Here is an 18,537-nt window from a genome sequence, read left to right as displayed (position 1 = left end):
GTCTCCAACATCCAGCACGCCCGACGCCACTCGTCGTGCACCAACCGCGCCTGCCAGGCGACCAGCCCGGCCTCGCACTCCTGGCCAGGAGCGTCACGCGGGTCGGAGAACGGCACCGGCGGCAGCGGGGNGTCGAACACCCCGTCGCCCACCGGGAACACCGTCTCCGCCGTCATGATCCGAACTGTAGTTCGAACCCCCGACAGTCACGGCTGGAAAACCCCAGCCCAGTCCGCCACCGAAGATCACGAAATGATCACGATCTATCGAGCCGAGGCCGGCCAGGGAAGCCCGGGGACGACCCGCCGTCGGGAAGAGGGGCCCGGTAGACTCGACGGTCGAGGTAGGAGCGCGACGGGCCCCGCAGCGGGTCCTCGCCGCCCGTGCCGGCGTCGGCACCCTTTCCCGTGGATCGCGGTGGCCCGGCGCCGCACGGCCACGCGCGGACGACGAAGGGCGGGAGAGTCATGAGCGGCCACTCCAAGTGGGCGACGACGAAGCACAAGAAGGCCGCCATCGACGCCAAGCGCGGCAAGATGTTCGCGAAGCTGATCAAGAACATTGAGGTCGCGGCGCGGACGGGCGGGGGAGACCCGGGCGCCAACCCGACGCTGTACGACGCCATCCAGAAGGCGAAGAAGACGTCGGTCCCGAACGACAACATCGACCGTGCGGTGAAGCGTGGGTCGGGGGCCGAGGCCGGCGGCGCCGACTACCAGGCGATCACGTACGAGGGCTACGCGCCGGGTGGGGTCGCGGTGCTCATCGAGTGCCTGACCGACAACAAGAACCGGGCGGCGGGTGAGGTCCGGATCGCGATGAGCCGCAACGGCGGCGCGATGGCCGACCCCGGGTCGGTCGCCTACCTGTTCAACCGCAAGGGCGTCATCATCGTCGCCAAGGAGCAGGGCGGGACCGAGCTCGCCGAGGACGACGTCCTGCTCGCGGTCCTCGAGGCCGGCGCCGAGGAGGTCAACGACCTCGGCGAGAACTTCGAGATCCTCAGTGAGGCGACCGACCTCGTGGCCGTCCGCAAGGCGCTCCAGGACGCCGGGATCGACTACGAGTCGGCGGAGGCGTCGTTCGTCCCGTCGATGAACGTCGAGGTCGACGCCGACGGCGCCCGCAAGGTGCTGCGCATCATCGACGCCCTCGAGGACTCCGACGACGTCCAGAACGTCTACTCCAACTTCGACGCCTCCGACGAGGTCATGGCCGAGGTGTGAGTACGCCTCTTCCCGACGCCGGGTCGGTGCCGGTCGTCGTCGACCGGCTGCGGCCCGAGCACGCGGGCGAGGCACTGACCGTCCAGTACGCGGCGTTCCTGTCGGAGGGCCGGCTCTACGGGAGCTTCGCCATCCCGCCGCTGCTGGAGACGGTCGACGAGCTGGCCGTCGACCTCGCGCGCCCGGACACGCGGGGGTGGTCCGCGTGGCTCGGTCCACGACTCGTGGGCAGCGTCCGGCTGCACGGGGTGGACGGGCCCGGGCCGGTCGGCTTCGCGCGCTGCTCGGTGGCGCCCGACCTGCAGGGGCAGGGAATCGGCACAGCCCTCATCGTCGCCGCCCACGCGGACCTCGCCCCGGGCGTCGAGTCGGCGCTGGTGACCGGCGACCGCAGTATCGGCAACCTCGCGCTCTACGCCCGGCACGGCTACGTCGAGACCGGGAGGGAGCTCGACGCCGCGGGGGTCGCGGTCGTGCGCATGCGACGCCTCGCCCCGTGAGGGTGGACCGTCACCCGGGCCGCCCCGACCCGTTGCCGTTGCTGTGACGAGCTCCCGACGGCGGCTCAGGCTCCCCTGGTACTGCGTGCACGAGTCCGGCGCAGCGGCGGCCTCGACGATGGTCGCGGCCGCGCTGGTCGCGGTGGCCGCGCTGCTCGCGTGCCTCGGGCTCGTCTTCGCGGGCGTGTGGCCCGTGGGGGTCATCGCGCTGGGCGTGGCGATCGTGGCGGGTGGCAACGCGTGGGCCGCCGGTCGGACGCTGCGGTGGTTCGACCGGGGGCGCCCGGCCGTCGGAGCCGGGGCTGAGGCCGCGCCACCGCGACCCGCCGGATCGCCGCGGTCGGCCGCACCACCGCCGGCCGCACCGCCGCAGTCGGCCGCACCGCAGTCGGCCGCTCCGCTGCCCGCCGCGCCGCTGCCCGCCGCGGCACCGGGGCTGCAGCCGCCCCGACGGTCGCCCGTCCCGACGACGGCTGGCGTGTCGCCGGGACCGGCGCCGGGTCAGCGTCCAGCTCAGCCGCCCGGTGGTCCGATGCCACCGCCGATCGCGTCCCGGTCGTCGCTGCCAGGGCCATCACGTCCTGGTCCGTCGGGAGTCGTCCCGCCGCCCCGTCCGGGAGTCCCGGCCGCCGCGCCGACCGTGCCGGTCGGGCCGCACCCGGCCCCGCCACCCCGGTCGGCGCCGCAGGCTCCCACCCCGTCCGTGCCTCCGGCGGGAACCGCCCCCGCGCCGCGGACACCCGCGCAACCGGTCGCGGACGCCCCGACCGTGGTCACGGAGCCGACCGACGACGTCGCCGATCGCCCGACCGTGCGCGAGGCCGCCCGGGCGGCACGCGTCCGCGCCCGGAGCGGCGCCACGGGGCGCGGCCGACGCGTCGCGGGCACCCGCGGGGACTGAGGGGACTGAGAGGACCGAGAGGTCAGAGGGCACCGGTCTCGGGCCCCGGCGGCACCACCTGGCGGCCCCCGAGCTCGGGGACGTGCTTGTAGAGCGTGGAGCGGCTCACGCCGAGGAGCCGGGCGATCGAGGCGACCGAGTTCTCCGGGCGGGCCAGCATGGACCGGGCCTGGGAGACCTGGTCGGGGGAGAGGGCGGGCGGGCGGCCCAGGCGCTGTCCCCGGGCGCGGGCGGCGGCCAGGCCGTCGCGCGTGCCCTCGACGAGCAGCTCACGCAGGAACTCGGCCAGCGCGGCGAACACGTGGAAGACCAGGCGGCCACCGGGGGTGGTGGTGTCGAGACCCTCGTGCAGGGACCGGAACCCGACCCCGCGGCTCCGCAGGTCGCTCACCAGGCCGACCAGCTGGGGGAGCGACCGCGTCAGCCGGTCCAGTCGTACGACGACGAGGACGTCACCGGGCGCGAGCGAGGCGAGGCAGGCGTCGAACTCGGGGCGGGCCGCCCCGCCCTTGCCCGACGAGGCGTCCACGAACAGTCGGGTGCAGCCCGCCGCCACCAGCGCGGCGCGCTGTTCCTCCGGGTCCCCTGCCTCGCTGGGCGTGCTGGTCGACCCACGCCCGTACCCCACGACCTCGCCGGAGGTCTCCTCCGGCTCGGCCGCGAGGAGGTCGCGATGAGCAGGTTCCACGGGCCGGAATGCTACGGACAACCGCGCGAACGCGCTCTTTCCGGGCCCGGGACGACGATAGGCAACGGGTTTTCCGTCGAGCGTCCGGCGGAATCAGCCGTGCGAACACGCCCGATTCTCTCACTGAGTGAGCGCGTTGTGCGGTGAGCGTTGTTCCGTTGAGCCCTGAACTTTCGACCGCGAATTTCGCCCGATCGGGCGCAGGGTCGGTGGCGCCCCCACCGGCCGCGTCACCGACGTGCCGCCCCGTGGGTGGCGTCCACCATCGCCGCAGGTCGCAGGGTCACTCTGGGGGATCGCCGGGTGGGCCCGGTCGGGCGCACCGTGGCGGCGGGCGCCCGGCCGGGATGTCGGACGCCGTCGAGGTGATCCGGCGTCCGATGATGGAACGGACGCGGGGCTCACTCGTGACGGCGGTGCGGCGCATTCCCCTGAAAGTGACACGGCATCAACCCGTCACCTTTTCCGACAGGACCCCGAGCGCATTCGGGGGCCGAGCGGCGCAGTTTCAGCTCCCGCCGCGAAGGTCTTTCTGCATGATCACGGTGTCGACCCATTGCCCCTGCTTGTAGCCGACGGCGGGCATTCGGCCCACCACCTCGAAACCGAGTCGGCGGTGCAGGACGATCGACGGGGTGTCGTGGCGGGCGTCGGGCAACGTCGCGATCACGGCCACCACCTGACGGACGTCGGTCCGGTCGAGGCCCTCCACGAGCGCGCCGAGCAGCCGGCCGCCCAGCCCCTGCCCGGTCGCCTCCGGCGCGATGTAGACCGAGTCCTCGACCGTGTAGCGGTACGCAGCGTGCGGGCGGAACTGCGCGCAGGCGGCGAACCCGGCCACGGACAGACCCGCGGTCGGCGCGCCCGGTCGGCCCGCGGGAAGGTCGGCGACCACGAACGGCAGCTTGTGCCCCCGGGCCGCGGCGATCCGCTCGCGCCAGACCTCCGCCGATGGCGGGTCCTCCACGAACGTCGCGATGGAGGCGAGCACGTACCCACCGAAGACGTCGGCGATCCGGGCGGCGTCCGCCTCCTCGGCCGGGCGCACGACGACGTCCGGATGGGTCTGCGGTGCGGCGGCTCCGGTCATGGCCGCATCCTCCTCCGCGGCCTCGCGCCCGCGCCACGACCGCCGACGCGGGCGACGATCACCCGACGACCGTCACGCCCGACGACCGGCACCCCCGATGGTCGTCCGACCACCGTCGCCCGGGCACGATCACCCGACGGACCATCGGACGATGATCGCCAGTCGACGCTCACTCGACCCGGACGAGCTGGTACTCCCACTCCTCGGAGTCGTTGCGCGTCGTGCGCTCGTACACGGCGTGCCCCTGGCCGCCGACCATGCGCGACATCGTCTCCCGGAGCCCGCGCTCGGTGGTGGGGAGCGGGATGCGCTGCAGCAGCGGCGGCTCGTCCGGTCCGTCGTCGGGCAGCGACACCGCACCCACGCCCTGCAGCGGTCCGTTCACGTAACGGACGGCGACTTCCCTCATGCACCCCTCCAGATGATGATCGCTCACGCGCACCCTACGGGCGCGCTCCGCGCACGTCACCACGATGGACGACCCGATCAGAGCAGCGCGGTCCGGGCGGCCATCACCTACCGTGCTGAGGATGCGTACGGCGGTCCTGCTGCTCACCGGATTCGCGGCCCTGGCCGCCGGGATCGCGGCGATCGTCCTCGGTCACCTGGTGCTCGGCATCGTCGTCGTGGTCGTCGGGCTCGTCCTGAAGGCCGGCGGGTTCCTGCTCGGGGACTCCATGGCGTCGGCCCCGGGCCGCGGCCCGCAGACCCTCGGCGGGCAGTACGTCGAACGCCCGCGCGCCGGCATCCCGGTGGGCCGCGCCAGCCTCCGACGCGGGGTCGTGTCCCCGCTGCGGCCGCCGCGCGCCGTCCCGCCGACGTCCCGGCAGAAACGGGCGTCGTGATCGGCGGTCCCGACGTGTCAGGCTGCCGGGCGTGACCGCCTGGGAGTACGCGACCCTCGAGATCTCCGCCGTCCAGCTGGCGAAGGCCGACCTGGACCCGTCGTCGTCGAGCCACGACACCGCCGAGTGGCAGGCGTACGCGATCGGGCCGAAGGACGAGCTGATCTTCGAGGAGTACCGGCCCTACAGCGTCCCCTGGGCCCGGCTGTTCGCCGAGCACCTCAACCGGCTCGGCCGTGACGGTTGGGAGCTCGTGCAGTTCGGCGGCCCGCACCACGCCCTCTATCCGACGGGCTACGTGCACTCCTCGGGCACGTACACCACCGTCGTCGAGAGCCGCTTCGTCCTGCGCCGCCCGGCCTGATCCCGACGACGGGTCCTGGGGAGGACCCGTCGTCGGGAACGGTCAGCCGCGCGTGGCGGCACCGGAGGCGGCCAGCTCCCGCGCCTCCTCGGGTGTCGAGACCGCGGGGTTCGAGCCCGGCAGCGGCTTGCCGGCCGGGTCCTGGAGCTTGACCAGCACGATCAGTCCGACGACGCCGGCGAAGATCAGGTACACCGCGGGCCAGTAGCCCCACCCGGTGCCGAGGACGAGGGCGGACATGATCAACGACGTCGTCCCGGCGAAGGCCGAGACGAAGATGTTGAACGAGATCGAGAGCCCGCCGTAGCGGACCTCGGTGGGGAACAGGGCCGGCAGCGTCGACGGGCAGGTCGACGAGAAGAGGACCAGCAGGAGCCCCATCACGGCGAGACCGACGGCCACGAGCACGACCGAGCCGAGCTGCAGGATGTAGAGGATCGGCACGGCGAGCACGATCAGGCCGATCGCGCCGGCGTAGAGCAGCGGCTTGCGTCCGACGCGGTCGGACAGCATCCCGAGCGCGGGGATGACGAAGACGCCGATCCAGAGGATCACGATCTGGATGATCTGGGACGTGGTCGTGTCGATGGCCTGGCCGCCGACCGCGGTGACGTTGTCCTCGAGGAACGTCGGCATGTAGCTGGTGAGCATGTAGTTCGTGATGTTCCACGCCACGACCAGCCCACCGGCCGTGAGCATCGCGGGCCAGTACTTCACGAACAGCTTCTTGATGCCCTCGCCGGCCTGCTGGCCCTCACGCTCCTCGGACTCCGAGAGCAGGGTCTGGAAGGCGGGCGTCTCCTCGAGCCTCACCCGCAGGTAGACCCCGACGATGCCGAGGGGCAGCGCGATGAAGAACGGGATGCGCCAGGCCCAGGTCGACGCGAACTCCGGCGTCGAGATCAGCGGGATGACGGTCGCGACGGTGGCTCCGAGCGCGTAGCCGATGAACGTCCCGCATTCGAGGAAGCTGCCGAAGAAGCCGCGTCGACGGTCCGGCGAGTACTCCGCGATGAACGTCATCGCGCCCGCGTACTCACCGCCGGTGGAGAAGCCCTGCACCACGCGACAGAGCACGAGCAGGATCGGCGCCCAGATGCCGATCGCGGAGTACGGCGGGATGAAGCCGAGCAGGAATGTCCCGATGGCCATCATGATGACGGTGATCGAGAGGACCTTCGTCCGGCCGATCCGGTCACCCAGCGGCCCGAAGAACAGCCCGCCCAGCGGTCTGACGAGGAACGACACCGCGAAGCCCGCGAACACGCCGATCTGCGCGAGGGGGCCGGGAGGGAAGAAGTTCGCCTCGATCGTCGTCGCCAGGTAGGCGTAGACGCCGAAGTCGAACCATTCGGTGATGTTCCCGACCGCCGCCGCACCCACGGCCCGCTTCATCGTCGCGTCGTCGGTGACCGTGATGTTGGGTGGCGTCCCGCCGGTCCCTGCCTCCGCCGTATCCGTCACGACATGTCCTTCCCGCCTCGCGAACGCGCGTCGCGCACTCGGTCCGAACCGATAACCATCCGCCGCGCCGCGGAAACCCGCATGTCGACTGCCGGGGCGATGTCCGCATTGCCTGTCTCGATGGGAGACCCGCTCCGAGAGCAGGGTGACACGGCACACGGAGATCCACCGGCCCGACGATGGAACACGGCCCGAGATCGACACGTCATACGGGGTGGATGCAGCCAGCATCCGACGTTCGCAAGTGCCGTCCCCCCGGCCGGGTCATCCGGATCCGAGCACCGGACGCGGCGCGTGCATGTGGTGAGGAGGAGCCACCCATGGCTGCTGTTCTCGTGTCGATGGTCGTCGTTGCCGGTGCAGGATTCGGAGTGGCCTCGAGCCTCGCCGCCTACGCGCACCGCAACTGGCGGCGCACCGCGGCGACCGAGGTTGCCGAGGTCTGAGCCCTCGATCTCACGACGGCGGGTCCCCCTCGGGGGCCCGCCGTCGTCGTGTTCAGACCGGCCATGCCTCCTGGCGCCAGGCGGCGTCCCAGAACATCCACTCGTAGCGCGACGTCGTCCGGTAGTGCTCGACCACCCGCGAGCGCTCTACGGGCGCCAGGTCGGCGGCCACCCGGTCCATGACGCCGACCGCCGCGTCGACCACCGCCTGGAACTCGTCGCCGCCGTACATCGCGATCCAGCGCGCGTAGAGCGGGTCGGGTGACGACTCGGCGAGCAGGGCCTCACCGACCCGCGCGTAGATCCAGTAGCAGGGCAGGACCGCACCGAGACCCTCGGCGAACGACCCGCCGTGCACCGTCGCGAGCAGGTAGCTGGTGTAGGCGAGCGTCGTCGGGGCCGACGCCGCCGAGCGGTCGATCCGCAGCGACGCCGACAGCTCCGCGTGCATCTCCTGCTCGGCGGCGATCGCGCCCGCGGCGTGCTGGGCGAACAGTGTGGTGTCGTCCTCGGTCGGTGCCCGCGCCGCGAGCACGGCCAGCGCCCGGGCGTAGCCGCGCAGGTAGAGGCTGTCCTGGGTGACGAAGTACCCGAAGGCCGCGTGCGGCAGCGTCCCGTCGGTCAGGCCGGTGAGGAACGGGTGGGCGCGCACGGCGTCGTAGACGTCGGCCGCGGAGTCCCAGAGCTCGTCGCTGAAGGTCACGGGCACCGACACTGTCATGATCGGTGCCGTGTCGTCGCGTGCCGTGGGTCTGCTCCTGGGCGTCGCCGCCGACGCGGTGCTCGGTGACCCCCGACGCGGACACCCGGTCGCTGTGTTCGGCGCCGTCGCGGGGCGTCTCGAACGGGCGTGGTGGGCCGACTCGCGACCGCGCGGGGTGGCGTACACCGCGGTCCTGGTCGGGGCGACCGTGGTCGGCGGCGCGCTCGTCGAGCGGGCCGTGGCGCGTTCGTGGACCGGGCGCGTGCTGGTCACGGGGGTCGCCACCTGGGCCGTGCTGGGCGGGCGGTCGCTCGCGGGGGAGGGGTCGGCGCTCGCCGCGGAGCTCACCGCCGACGACCTCGCCGCCGCCCGCCGCCGCCTGCCGTCGCTGTGCGGGCGGGACCCGTCGTCCCTCGACGCGGACGGGCTGGCGCGCGCCGCGCTGGAGTCGGTGGCGGAGAACACCTCGGACGCCGTCGTCGCGCCCCTGGTCTGGGGCGCCGTCGCGGGGGCGCCCGGACTGCTCGGCTACCGGGCGGCGAACACGCTCGACGCCATGGTCGGGCACCTGTCGGACCGCCACCGCCGCTTCGGGTGGGCGAGCGCCCGGTTCGACGACGTGCTCAACGGCGTCCCGGCCCGCCTCGCCGCGTTCCTGACGGCGGGTGCGGCGCCGGTGGTCGGGGGACGCCCGGCGCGCGCGCTGCGGGCGTGGCGCGCCGACGCCGCGCGGCACCCCAGTCCCAACGCCGGCCCCGTCGAGGCGGCCTTCGCAGGCGCCCTCGACCGTCGCCTCGGCGGGCGGACCGTCTACCCCTACGGCGTGCAGGACCGCCCGACCCTCGGCTCCGGTCCGCCGCCCGGGGTCGCCGACCTCGGCCGGGCCGTCCGGCTCTCCCGGGTGGTCACCGTGGCGTCGGCGCTCGTCACGGCGGGCGTCGCCGCGACTCTCGGGTCCGGCCCGCGGGGGTGACGTGGGGCAGCCCCGGGCGCGACGAATCCTGCGTGGTGTGACTCTCGCAGGCGGACCAGCGGCTCGGGTCGGCCCTCAGCGGCCGTACCGGTCGGCGAGGACGTCGGCGGTGGTCCGAGGTGCGGGCTCCGGAGCCGGCCCCGACCCGGCGTCGGGAACGCTCTCCTGCTCCTGGCGCGTGCGGTACTCGAGGCGCACGAAGTACACCCAGCCGCCCATCGCCATGACCCCGAAGATCAACCACTGCCAGGCGTAGGAGTACGACGAGTTCGGGTCGGGCGGGGGGAGGGGGACGGCGGTGACGGTGCCGGGCTGGTCGGGGAGCAGCTGCAGGTAGCCCGGGCTCAGCGGCGCGCCGACCACGGGCCCGATCTGGGCGGCGTCGATCGCGTAGAACTGCCGGAAGCCGGCCTGGTCGATCGGGGCGCGGTCGGTCGGGCTCTCGTCGGGGCGTTGGTAGGCGACGAGCGTGACCACGCCTCCGGGCGCCGGCGCGACCGGCGGGAGCACGACACCGTCGGGGCGGACGTAGCCGCGGTCGACGAGGAGGGTGTCGCCGTCCGTCGTCCGGAACGGCGTGAGGACCTCGCTCGCCGCGCTGCCGTCGACCGAGCGGAGCCGGGCCAGGACGTCGGTGCCCTGGTAGGAGCCGGTGACGACCACCTGCCGCCAGGCCGCGTCCGCGTCGGGCTCCGCGCCCCGCGGCACGAGCTCGGCGCGGGGCACCGGCGCGGTGGACACGGCCCGGACGAGGGCGGCGTTCGCGCCGTCGCGCTCGTCGCTGCGGTGGAACTGCCAGGGCGCGAGCAGGTAGTAGCAGCCGAAGGCGAACCCGGCGACCGCCAACGTCAGGGCGATCCAGCCGGGGCGGAGCAGGAAGCGCACCTCCCCAGTATGACGCCGTCGTGTCAGGTCACCGCTCGGAGCGCGGCGTCGCCGTACCCGCCGCCGAACAACGCCGCGTGCACGAGCAGCGGGAAGAGCTGGTGGAGCCCCACGCGGTCGCGCCAGCCGTCGGCGAGCGGGGCGGCCTCGTCGTAGGCCGCGAGCACCGTGTCGAGGTGCGGGCAGCCGAAGAGGGCGAGCATGGCGAGGTCGGTCTCGCGGTGCCCGCCGTGGGCGGCGGGGTCGATCACCCAGGCCCGGTCGTCCGACCACAGGACGTTCCCGCTCCACAGGTCGCCGTGCAGGCGCGCGGGCGCCTCCTCGGGCCCGGGCCGCAGCGACGCCCCCTCGATGCTCGACGCGGCCGATGCCGACAGCGCGCCCCGGTCGACCGCCATCCGCAGGTAGGGCTGCACCCGGTCGGCGAGGTACCAGTCGAGCCACGGCCCGTCGTGCGGGTCGTTCCGCATCGGCGCTTCCCCGATCCACGCGTCGGCCGGCCCGTCCGGGGGCGGCGCCCCGAAGGCCGGCGCGCCGGCCGCGTGCAGCGCCGCGAGCGACCGCCCGAAGTCCGCCGCGGCCGTCCGCGACGCCGCGCCGCGCGGCACGACCGTCGTCAGCAGAGTCGCGTCGTCGGCGTCGAGCACCTCGGGCACCGCGACGACGCCGGGCTCGGCCAGCCAGCGCAGCCCCGCGGCCTCGGCGGCGACGTCGCCACGCTTGACCACCACCTCGCGCCCGTCGTCGAGGCTGCAGACCTCGACCGACCCGAGGGAGCGGGCCGCCACGACGTCGCGCCCGAGGAGACGGGTCACGACCGCTCCTCCCCGACGGGTCGAGCTCCGATGCGTTCCGTCTCCCGCACCCACGCCACCACACCCGGCGCGGCCGCCTCGATCATCGCGAGGACCTCGTCGAAGCCCTCGTCACCGCCGTAGTACGGGTCGGGCACCTCCGCGCCGTCCGAGGCCGCCGGGTCGAACGAGCGGAGCAGGCGGACGGCCTCCGGGTCGGCCCCCGCGCGGCGCAGGTCCCGGGCGTGGTCGGCGGTGGCGGCGAGCAGGAGGTCGGCGTCGATGACGTCGTCGGCCACCTGCCGCGCCACGTGCTCGGAGGTGTAGCCGTGGGCCGAGAGCGTCGCTGCGGCCCGCCGGTCCATCGGCTCCCCGACGTGCCACGGGCCGATCCCGACGCTGCTCACCTCCACGCGGTCGGACAGGCCCGCGTCGGCGAGGGCGACGCGCAGCACCTGCTCGGCCATCGGGGAACGGCAGATGTTGCCGGTGCAGACGGTGACGAGTCGGATCACGGCGCCCAGTGTCCCGCCTCAGGCCCCGTCGTGGACCGTGACGGCGTAGCCGTCGGGGTCGGCGAACGTGAACTGGCGGCCGAAGGGGCCGTCGGTCGGCGCGGCGAGTACGGCCACCCCCGCGGCGGCGAGGTGATCGTGCAGGCCCTGCGCGTCGTCGGCGTGCAGCCACAGCGCCACGCCGTGGCCGGGTCGCGGGACGACGGCGTCGAGGTCGACGCCGGGGAGCGGCTCGCGGACCGCGAACGCGATCGGGCGGGTGGCGAAGACGACCGCCCCGGGCGGGGCGACGGGCGCGCGGATAAGGCCGAGCGTGTCCGCGTAGAAGGCGGCGGCGCGCTCGAGGTCGCGGACCTGCAGGGCGATGAAGCTGGGGCCGGAGACGGCCATGTCGACTCCTCGATGTCAGCTGGATTGACACTGCGGAGTGTGTGTCAGGATGTTGACATGCGTCAAGTCGGGGACCTGGGGATGTCGGTGGGGTACGTGCTGAAGCAGGCCGCCGCGGCCCTGCGCGGCGCGATGGACGACGCCCTGCGCCCCCTCGAACTCACGGTCTCCCAGTACTCGTGCCTCGAGGTGCTGGGGCAGCGCCCCGGGCTGTCCAACTCCGAGCTCGCCCGCGCGACCTTCGTGACCCGCCAGGCCATGAACCAGGTGCTGCGCGGCCTCCAGGAGCGGGACCTGCTCACCCGTCCCGCGGAGGCCTCCCACGGCCGCTCCCGGCCGACGGAGCTCACCGACGAGGGGCGGCGCGTGCTGGCGCAGGCGAGCCGGGCGGTGGCCGCGGTGGAGCACCGGATGCTCGCGGGGTTCGACGACGACGGGCGCCGGCGGCTGCTGACCGACCTCCTGACGTGTCGGGACGCGTTCTCCTGATCCCGATCACCCCGGCGCGTCCCGGTGTGGACCACAATGGCGCCGCCATGCCTGTTCCCCTCGCCGAGCAGACCGGTCGAGCTCCGCTCCGCTGCGTCTCCCACGCCGTCGCCGCCCTCGAGGCCGCCTACCCGCCCGACCTGGCCCAGGACTGGGACGCGGTCGGCCTCGTCTGCGGTGACCCCGACGAGCCGGTCACCCGGGTCCACGTCGCGGTCGACCCCACCGCCGCGGTGGTCGACGACGCGATCGCGGCCGGCGCAGACCTGCTGGTCACCCACCACCCGCTGCTGCTGCGCGGCGTCCACGGCGTGCCGGCCGACCAGCCCAAGGGCGCGGTGGTCCACCGCCTCATCCGCGCCGGCGTCGGGCTGTTCGCCGCGCACACGAACGCCGACGCCGCGACGCCCGGCGTGTCCGATGCGCTCGCGGCCGCCCTCGGCGTCGTCGTGGACGGGCAGCTGGACCCGTCGTCGGGCATCGGCCGGATCGGCACGCTGCCCGCCCCGGAGACCTTCGAGGCGTTCGTCGCGCGGGTCGGGGCGGCCCTCCCGACGACGGCCTGGGGTGTCCGGGGAGCCGGCGACCCGGCCCGCACGATCGAGCGGGTCGCCGTCTCGGGCGGCGCCGGCGATTCGATGCTGCACCTCGCGCGGGCGGCCGGGGTCGACGCCTACGTCACCGGCGACCTGCGCCACCACCCCGCCGACGAGCACCTGCAGCGGGCCGGGGCGCCCGCGCTGGTCGACGTCGCGCACTGGGCCTCGGAGCACCCGTGGTGCGAGCAGGCGGCCGACGTCCTGCGACGCGCGCTTCCCGGCGTCACCGTGACGGTCTCGACACGGCGCACCGACCCCTGGACCCTCGGCGGACACGCCGCCACCACCCCCGACGTCGTGAAGGAGGGCCCGTGAAGGCCGATCCCAGCGCCCAGCGCCGTCTGCTCGACCTGGCCGCGGTCGACGCCGAGCTCTCCCGCGCCGAGCACCGGCGCCGGACGCTGCCGGAGCAGGCCGCGGTCGAGGAGGCCGAGCGCACCCTGCGCGCGGCCCAGGACGCCGTCGTGGTCGCGCAGACCGCCCTCTCCGACCTGGACCGCGACGTCGCCAAGCTCGACCGCGAGGTCGAGCAGGTGCGCACCCGCGAGACCCGGGACCAGCAGCTGCTGGCGAACGGCTCGGTCTCGGCCAAGCAGGCGAGCGACCTGCAGCACGAGCTCGCGTCCCTCGAGCGCCGCCGCGCGGTGCTCGAGGAGGAGCAGCTCGAGGTGATGGAGCGCCAGGAGGCGGCGGGGGTGAACCTGAAGCACGAGACCGAGGCCCACGACGCCGCGCGGACCGCGCTCGCGGACGCCGTCGAGCGCCGCGACGGCGTGCTCGGCGACATCGACGTCGTCGAGGTCCGCCGCGGCGAGGAGCGCACCGCCCTGCTGCAGGAACTCCCCGAGGACCTCGTCGCCCTCTACGAGAAGCTCCGGGCGCGGGGCGGCGCGGGCGCGGGGGAGCTGGTGGGGAACCGCTGCGGCGCGTGCCGGCTGGAGATGGACCGCAGCGAGCTGCGGGAGATCCAGGGCGCGGCGCCCGACGACGTCGTGCGCTGCGAGAACTGCGGGGCGATCGTCGTGCGGACGGGGAAGTGACCGGGGCGGGCGGAGCGACGGGGACCAGCGCCGCGAACCCGGCCGGCGCCTGGACGGGGCGCGGGACGGCGGTGCCGACCCGGATCGTGCTGCTCCGGCACGGCCAGTCGCCGCTGTCGGTGGAGCGCCGCTACTCCGGTCGCGGCAACCCGGAGCTGACCGAGCTCGGCCGTGCCCAGGCCGCCGCGGCGGCGAAGGCGGTCGCCGGGCGCTACCCGGAGGCGGCTGCGGTCGTCAGCTCGCCGCTCGCCCGGGCGTTCGCGACGGCGGGTGCGGTCGGCACCGCGCTCGGGCTGCCGGTCGAGGTCGACGACGGGTTCATCGAGACCGACTTCGGCACGTGGGAGGGCCTGACGTTCCGCGAGGCGGCCGAGCAGGACCCCGAGGTGCACGCCGCGTGGCTCGCCGACCCGTCACTGGCACCGCCGCAGGGGGAGTCGTTCGCCGACGTCGAGACCCGGGTGTCGGGCGCGCTGCAGGGACTGCTCGGGCGCTACGCCGGGTCGACGGTGGTGCTGGTCAGCCACGTGACGCCGATCAAGACGGTGCTCAAGCTGGCCCTCGACGCGGGCCCGTCGCTGCTGTTCCGGATGCACCTGGACCTGGCGTGCCTGTCGGTCGTGGACTTCTGGTCGGACGGCGGCGCGAGCGTGCGCCTGGTCAACGAGACGTCCTACCTGCCGTGACCGATCCCGCCGTGCCGCCCGGCGTCGACGTCGAGCGGGCCAACGTCGCGCGCATGTACGACTACTGGCTCGGCGGCGCCCACAACGTCGCGGTGGACCGGGAGCACGCCAACCGGATCGAGGCCTCCAACCGCACGGCCCGCCACGCGGCGCGGTCGAGCCGGGCCTACCTTTGCCACGTCGTGCAGTGGTGCGTGGAGCGGGGGATCGACCAGTTCCTGGACCTCGGCTCGGGGGTGCCGACGGTCGGGAACGTCCACGAGATCGCCCCGGCGGCCCGGGTGGCGTACGTCGACCACGAGGCGGTGGCGGTGGCGCACTCCCGGATCCGGGCCGCCGCCGAGGTGTTCCGGGGCAGCGCGAACCCGGTGACGCTGCGCTCGCGGGCCGAGCTCCTGAACGCGTTCGACGGGCTGACGATCGCGGCGCCCGGGATGGTCGACGTCGTCGACTGGCCGGCCGCGCGACCCGGCGTCGAGAAGGTGGGGATGTACGCGGTGTGCGCGTCGCGGCCCTAGAGGCCCAGGACGTTCGCGCCCGCCCAGAGGGCGCACACGCCGAGCACCAGCCCCGCCGGGGTCGTCACCAGACCGGCGACGGTGAAGCGCCCGATCGACGGCTCCTCGCCCTCGGCGAGCATCACGCGGCGCCACAGCAGGGTCGCGAGCGACCCGACGTAGGTCAGGTTCGGGCCCACCCCGACGCCGATGAGCATCGCCAACACGACGACGGGTGCGGCCGTCGGTCCCAGCGCGGCGAGTAGCAGCAGCGTCGCGGGCAGGTTGTTGACGACGTTGGCCAGCACGGCCGCGATCGCGGCGACGGCGAGCAGCCCGCCGAACCCGGTACCCAGACCGCCGAGCAGGTCGCCGAGGAGTCCGGACAGCCCCTGGCGTCCGACGGCGGCCACGACGATGCCGAGTGCCAGCACGAACAGGCAGAACAGGGGCGAGGCGGCGCCGATCAGCCTCCGGACGGTGGTCCGCCGCTTCGTCAGCGACCGGGCCCCGAGGACGAGCGCCCCGCCGACCGCGACCCACACCGGTTCCACCCCGAGCGGCGACGCGACGCCGAACCCGACGAGGGTCAGGGCGAGCACGACGAGGGCGAAGGTCGGGACCCCGACCGGCTCCGCCCCGTCGTCGGGAACGGGCTCCTCGGTCCGCAGGTCGTGGCGGAAGACCCACCGCAGGCCGACGTACTCGACGAGCAGGACGGCGAGCCAGGGGAGTGCCATGAGCGCGGCGAAGCGCAGGAACGACAGGTCGGTGGCGCCGACCGCGAGCAGGTTGGTCAGGTTCGACACGGGCAGCAGGAGCGACGCGGAGTTGGCCAGGTGCGCGCAGGCGTAGGCGGCGGGCGCCGCCGCCACCCGCAGGCGCTTCGCCGCCCGCACGACGACGGGTGTGAGCAGGACGACGGTGGCGTCGAGGGAGAGGACGGCCGTGGTGACCGCCGCGATGACGAAGACGCGGCCGAACAGCCCCTCCCGGCGCAGCAGCGAGCCCGCCCACGTGAACACGCCCTCGGCGTCCGCGAGGTGGGAGAGGACGAGGACGGCGGCGAGGAAGCCGACGGTGGGGCCGAGTCTCTCGATCTCGCTCCAGGCCGCCGCCGGGCTGAGGAGTCCGATCCCGACGACGACCGCGGCCGCCGGGATCGCCGCCGTCGCCTCGGGCAGCCCGGCGGGCCGGACGACGGCGACGACGAGGACCGCTACCAGCAGGACGATCGCGAGCGCGGTCATCCCTTCAGGAACAGGTAGATCGCGACCGCGACGCCGAGCACCACCACCGACCAGCGCAGCACCGCATCGGGCATCCGCTTCGCCACGAGGATGCCGAGGTAGCCGCCGACGAGCGTGCTCGGCGCCAGCAGGAGCACCGCGAACCAGTTCACCGGCGCGAACAGCGCGAAGATGACCACGGTCGCCGACGCCGTGACCAGCGACAACAGGACCTTGAGCGCGTTGAGGCGCTGCAGCGAGTCGTTCACGAGCAGCGACAGCACCGCGATGAGGATGACCCCGAGCGCGCCACCGAAGTAGCCGCCGTAGACGCACGCGACGAACGTGACCGGCAGCAGGACGGGGTAGCGCTGGTCGGGGACCGCCTCGTGGGCGGTGCCCTGCCGGTCCCGACGACGGCGGGCGGCCGCCGCGCTGGCCCGCTTGAGCTGCGGCTGGAACCCGAGCGTGAGGCTGGCGAGCAGGACCAGCACCGGCACGATCGCGTCGAACACCGACGCGGGCAGCACCAGGAGCAGGGTGCAGCCGAGCGCCGACCCGAGGACGGCGACGGCCGAGGTCAGGGCGGCGCGCCGCCGTTGCCCGGCCAGGTCGTCCCGCGCACTGATCGTCGAGCCCGCGTACCCCGGCCACTGTGCGACCGAGTTCGTCACGTTCGCCTGCAGCGGCGGCAGCCCGACCGCCAGCAGGATCGGGAAGACGATCAGCGAGCCGCCGCCCGCGATGGCGTTGACGGCACCGGCGATCAGGCCGAGGACGACGAGCAGCACGATCTGCAGCACGGACGGGTCGGTCATGGTCGAGCTCCGCGTCGCTGCGTCTCCGGCACGGGGCGGGACGGTAGCGGGGCCCGGTGGCGGGGGCGCAGCGAGCTTTCGCGGGCGTCCGGTTCGGGCGGTTCTGCGGGGCCTCGCGTCGTCGGTGGCACATTCCTGAGGCCCGGGCGTGCGGACGGCGGGGGCTCCGGGCCCGGGTCGGTAGACTCCAGGCGGCGGACGAGCCGGCCGGGCGGCCGCGTCGGGGACCCACGAGGTCCCCGTCGAGGAAAGTCCGGACTCCACAGGGCAGGGTGGTTGCCAACAGCAACCCGGGGTGACCCGCGGGACAGTGCCACAGAGAACAGACCGCCGTCGGCGCGAGCCATCGGTTCGAACCGGCGGTGAGGGTGAAACGGTGGTGTAAGAGACCACCAGCGTCCTGGGTGACCAGGACGGCTCGGTAAACCCCACCCGGAGCAAGGTCAAGAAGACGGGCGTGCCCGTCGCGCAGGTCGTTCGAGGGCTGCCCGCCCGAGACCTGCGGGTAGACCGCTGGAGCCCGTCGGCGACGACGGGCCGAGATGGATGGTCGCCACCCACGATCCCGTGAGGGGCCGTGGGCACAGGATCCGGCTTACAGGCCGACTCGTCCGCCCCTACGAACGCGGGCCGTCCGGCGTCGGGCGGCCCCGCCTGATGATCAACAGTCCCTGACGGGCCTGGCGCGGCGCCCGTGGGCCCGCTCAGGGACTGGTGATCACGCGGCCGATCCCTGGCCGCCCGAGCGGATCGACTGATCGGGCGCTTCGCGGTCCTGCAGAAGGACGCTACCGTCCTGCGATGCGACCGCTCCGCTACTCGATCAACGTCTCGCTCGACGGGTGCGTGGGTCACGACGCGTTCCGGCCGAGCGCGGACCTGCACGACCACGCGGCGGCGACGATCGCACGCGCCGACGCCCTGCTCTTCGGGCGCGTGACGTACCAGCTGATGGAGTTCTGGCGCGAGCCGTCGGTCGCCGCGGAGCCGTTCGCGAAGGTGATGAACGCGGCGCGGAAGTACGTCGTGTCGGACACCCTCGACGACGTCGACCGGGACGCGGAGCTGGTGCGCCCCGCCGCGCTGGAGTCGACCGTGCGGCGGCTGAAGGAGGAGCCGGGCGAGGGGCTGTACTGCGGCGGCGTGCAGCTCCCACTCGCGTTGGCGAAGCTCGGCCTGATCGACGAGTACGAGTTCGTGGTGCACCCGTGCCTGGTGGGCCGGGGGCCGACGCTGTTCGCCGGGCTCGACGGGCAGCTCGACCTCGTGCCGGTGAGCCGCGAGGAGTTCGACGGCGGCGTGGTGGCGACGCGGTACGTGCCACGGGGCTGAGTCACACCTGCGCGCCGGCACGGGTCAGCATCACGAAGGACACCGGAACCCCGAGGAGGACAC

At 74.0% G+C, this 18,537-nt stretch carries 23 protein-coding genes and 1 other RNA gene; 13 read left to right on the top strand and 11 right to left on the bottom strand.

Going from position 1 to position 18,537, the window contains the following annotated elements; genetic code table 11:
* Window positions 1-467 precede the first annotated feature (467 nt).
* Window positions 468-1,226, top strand: coding sequence for a YebC/PmpR family DNA-binding transcriptional regulator (locus A3CO_RS0129240; RefSeq protein WP_018335817.1), 759 nt, complete (start codon window positions 468-470; stop codon window positions 1,224-1,226).
* Entirely contained in the window at window positions 1,223-1,726 is a 504-nt protein-coding gene (locus A3CO_RS34865) for a GNAT family N-acetyltransferase (protein ID WP_245561631.1), read from the top strand. Before A3CO_RS0129240 ends, A3CO_RS34865 begins: the two co-directional genes overlap by 4 nt.
* A 923-nt stretch (window positions 1,727-2,649) precedes the next feature.
* On the opposite strand, the gene A3CO_RS34855 is transcribed toward A3CO_RS34865, so the two are convergent.
* The 3 genes from A3CO_RS34855 to A3CO_RS0129210 all read right to left on the bottom strand — a co-directional run bounded on the left by A3CO_RS34855 (window position 2,650) and on the right by A3CO_RS0129210 (window position 4,814).
* A complete protein-coding gene (locus tag A3CO_RS34855) occupies window positions 2,650-3,315 on the bottom strand; it encodes a recombinase family protein (RefSeq protein ID WP_018335815.1) in 666 nt (221 codons plus the stop codon).
* Window positions 3,316-3,823: 508 nt separating this feature from the next.
* Entirely contained in the window at window positions 3,824-4,405 is a 582-nt protein-coding gene (locus tag A3CO_RS0129220) for a GNAT family N-acetyltransferase (protein ID WP_018335814.1), read from the bottom strand.
* A gap of 169 nt (window positions 4,406-4,574) precedes the next feature.
* Window positions 4,575-4,814, bottom strand: coding sequence for a hypothetical protein (locus A3CO_RS0129210; protein ID WP_157647906.1), 240 nt, complete (start codon window positions 4,812-4,814; stop codon window positions 4,575-4,577).
* A gap of 121 nt (window positions 4,815-4,935) precedes the next feature.
* Here A3CO_RS0129210 and A3CO_RS34850 point away from each other — a divergent pair, with 121 nt between their 5' ends.
* Window positions 4,936-5,250: a hypothetical protein gene (locus A3CO_RS34850; protein ID WP_018335812.1), complete on the top strand. Its 315-nt coding sequence runs from the start codon at window positions 4,936-4,938 to the stop codon at window positions 5,248-5,250.
* Between the two features lie 31 nt (window positions 5,251-5,281).
* On the top strand, window positions 5,282-5,614 hold the full coding sequence (locus tag A3CO_RS0129200) for a hypothetical protein (protein ID WP_018335811.1): 333 nt from the start codon (window positions 5,282-5,284) through the stop codon (window positions 5,612-5,614).
* A gap of 42 nt (window positions 5,615-5,656) precedes the next feature.
* On the opposite strand, the gene A3CO_RS0129195 is transcribed toward A3CO_RS0129200, so the two are convergent.
* Complete coding sequence (locus A3CO_RS0129195; protein WP_018335810.1) at window positions 5,657-7,078, bottom strand: MFS transporter; 1,422 nt, start codon at window positions 7,076-7,078, stop codon at window positions 5,657-5,659.
* A 320-nt stretch (window positions 7,079-7,398) separates the two neighbouring features.
* Between A3CO_RS0129195 and A3CO_RS40165 the strand changes: the two genes are divergently transcribed.
* Window positions 7,399-7,524 (top strand): hypothetical protein, encoded by a 126-nt coding sequence (locus tag A3CO_RS40165; RefSeq protein WP_018335809.1) that lies wholly within the window; start codon window positions 7,399-7,401, stop codon window positions 7,522-7,524.
* Window positions 7,525-7,576: 52 nt separating this feature from the next.
* Here A3CO_RS40165 and tenA read toward each other — a convergent pair whose 3' ends face one another.
* Complete coding sequence (gene tenA, locus A3CO_RS0129185; protein ID WP_026205129.1) at window positions 7,577-8,227, bottom strand: thiaminase II; 651 nt, start codon at window positions 8,225-8,227, stop codon at window positions 7,577-7,579.
* A gap of 16 nt (window positions 8,228-8,243) precedes the next feature.
* Here tenA and A3CO_RS0129180 point away from each other — a divergent pair, with 16 nt between their 5' ends.
* Entirely contained in the window at window positions 8,244-9,200 is a 957-nt protein-coding gene (locus A3CO_RS0129180) for a cobalamin biosynthesis protein (protein WP_018335807.1), read from the top strand.
* A gap of 75 nt (window positions 9,201-9,275) precedes the next feature.
* Here the strand turns inward: A3CO_RS0129180 and A3CO_RS0129175 are convergent, their stop codons facing one another.
* From A3CO_RS0129175 to A3CO_RS0129160, 4 genes are read right to left on the bottom strand one after another with little or no spacing between them, the layout of a single operon-like run.
* On the bottom strand, window positions 9,276-10,085 hold the full coding sequence (locus A3CO_RS0129175; RefSeq protein WP_018335806.1) for an SURF1 family cytochrome oxidase biogenesis protein: 810 nt from the start codon (window positions 10,083-10,085) through the stop codon (window positions 9,276-9,278).
* Between the two features lie 23 nt (window positions 10,086-10,108).
* Window positions 10,109-10,900 (bottom strand): fructosamine kinase family protein, encoded by a 792-nt coding sequence (locus tag A3CO_RS0129170; RefSeq protein ID WP_018335805.1) that lies wholly within the window; start codon window positions 10,898-10,900, stop codon window positions 10,109-10,111.
* Window positions 10,897-11,394: a low molecular weight protein-tyrosine-phosphatase gene (locus A3CO_RS0129165; protein WP_018335804.1), complete on the bottom strand. Its 498-nt coding sequence runs from the start codon at window positions 11,392-11,394 to the stop codon at window positions 10,897-10,899. Before A3CO_RS0129165 ends, A3CO_RS0129170 begins: the two co-directional genes overlap by 4 nt.
* 18 nt (window positions 11,395-11,412) lie before the next feature.
* Window positions 11,413-11,784, bottom strand: coding sequence for a VOC family protein (locus tag A3CO_RS0129160; protein WP_018335803.1), 372 nt, complete (start codon window positions 11,782-11,784; stop codon window positions 11,413-11,415).
* 57 nt (window positions 11,785-11,841) lie between these two features.
* Here A3CO_RS0129160 and A3CO_RS0129155 point away from each other — a divergent pair, with 57 nt between their 5' ends.
* From A3CO_RS0129155 to A3CO_RS36435, 5 genes are read left to right on the top strand one after another with little or no spacing between them, the layout of a single operon-like run.
* Window positions 11,842-12,273, top strand: a complete 432-nt coding sequence (locus A3CO_RS0129155; RefSeq protein WP_026205127.1) for a MarR family winged helix-turn-helix transcriptional regulator — start codon at window positions 11,842-11,844, stop codon at window positions 12,271-12,273.
* A gap of 47 nt (window positions 12,274-12,320) precedes the next feature.
* Window positions 12,321-13,187, top strand: a complete 867-nt coding sequence (locus A3CO_RS0129150; RefSeq protein ID WP_018335801.1) for a Nif3-like dinuclear metal center hexameric protein — start codon at window positions 12,321-12,323, stop codon at window positions 13,185-13,187.
* On the top strand, window positions 13,184-13,912 hold the full coding sequence (locus A3CO_RS0129145) for a zinc ribbon domain-containing protein (protein ID WP_018335800.1): 729 nt from the start codon (window positions 13,184-13,186) through the stop codon (window positions 13,910-13,912). The genes A3CO_RS0129150 and A3CO_RS0129145 overlap by 4 nt, the downstream gene beginning before the upstream one ends.
* Window positions 13,909-14,598 carry a histidine phosphatase family protein gene (locus tag A3CO_RS0129140; protein ID WP_018335799.1) on the top strand — a complete coding sequence of 230 codons (690 nt, stop codon included), beginning with the start codon at window positions 13,909-13,911 and terminating at the stop codon, window positions 14,596-14,598. Before A3CO_RS0129145 ends, A3CO_RS0129140 begins: the two co-directional genes overlap by 4 nt.
* Window positions 14,595-15,116 carry an SAM-dependent methyltransferase gene (locus A3CO_RS36435; protein ID WP_018335798.1) on the top strand — a complete coding sequence of 174 codons (522 nt, stop codon included), beginning with the start codon at window positions 14,595-14,597 and terminating at the stop codon, window positions 15,114-15,116. The genes A3CO_RS0129140 and A3CO_RS36435 overlap by 4 nt, the downstream gene beginning before the upstream one ends.
* On the opposite strand, the gene A3CO_RS0129130 is transcribed toward A3CO_RS36435, so the two are convergent.
* Both A3CO_RS0129130 and A3CO_RS0129125 read right to left on the bottom strand, forming a co-directional pair.
* Entirely contained in the window at window positions 15,113-16,345 is a 1,233-nt protein-coding gene (locus A3CO_RS0129130; protein ID WP_018335797.1) for an SLC13 family permease, read from the bottom strand. The two genes, A3CO_RS36435 and A3CO_RS0129130, sit on opposite strands and share 4 nt — an antisense overlap.
* Entirely contained in the window at window positions 16,342-17,142 is an 801-nt protein-coding gene (locus tag A3CO_RS0129125; RefSeq protein ID WP_018335796.1) for a sulfite exporter TauE/SafE family protein, read from the bottom strand. Before A3CO_RS0129125 ends, A3CO_RS0129130 begins: the two co-directional genes overlap by 4 nt.
* Before the next feature lie 199 nt (window positions 17,143-17,341).
* Here A3CO_RS0129125 and rnpB point away from each other — a divergent pair.
* An RNA gene (gene rnpB, locus A3CO_RS36445) (RNase P RNA component class A) lies at window positions 17,342-17,756 on the top strand.
* 187 nt (window positions 17,757-17,943) lie between these two features.
* A complete protein-coding gene (locus A3CO_RS0129120) occupies window positions 17,944-18,474 on the top strand; it encodes a dihydrofolate reductase family protein (protein ID WP_018335795.1) in 531 nt (176 codons plus the stop codon).
* The last annotated feature ends 63 nt before the right edge of the window (window positions 18,475-18,537 follow it).

This window comes from Actinomycetospora chiangmaiensis DSM 45062 (assembly GCF_000379625.1).
GTDB classification, from domain to species: domain Bacteria; phylum Actinomycetota; class Actinomycetes; order Mycobacteriales; family Pseudonocardiaceae; genus Actinomycetospora; species Actinomycetospora chiangmaiensis.
The sequence above is the reverse complement of the archived record's forward strand: the minus strand, read 5'-3'. Positions and strand labels throughout refer to the sequence as shown.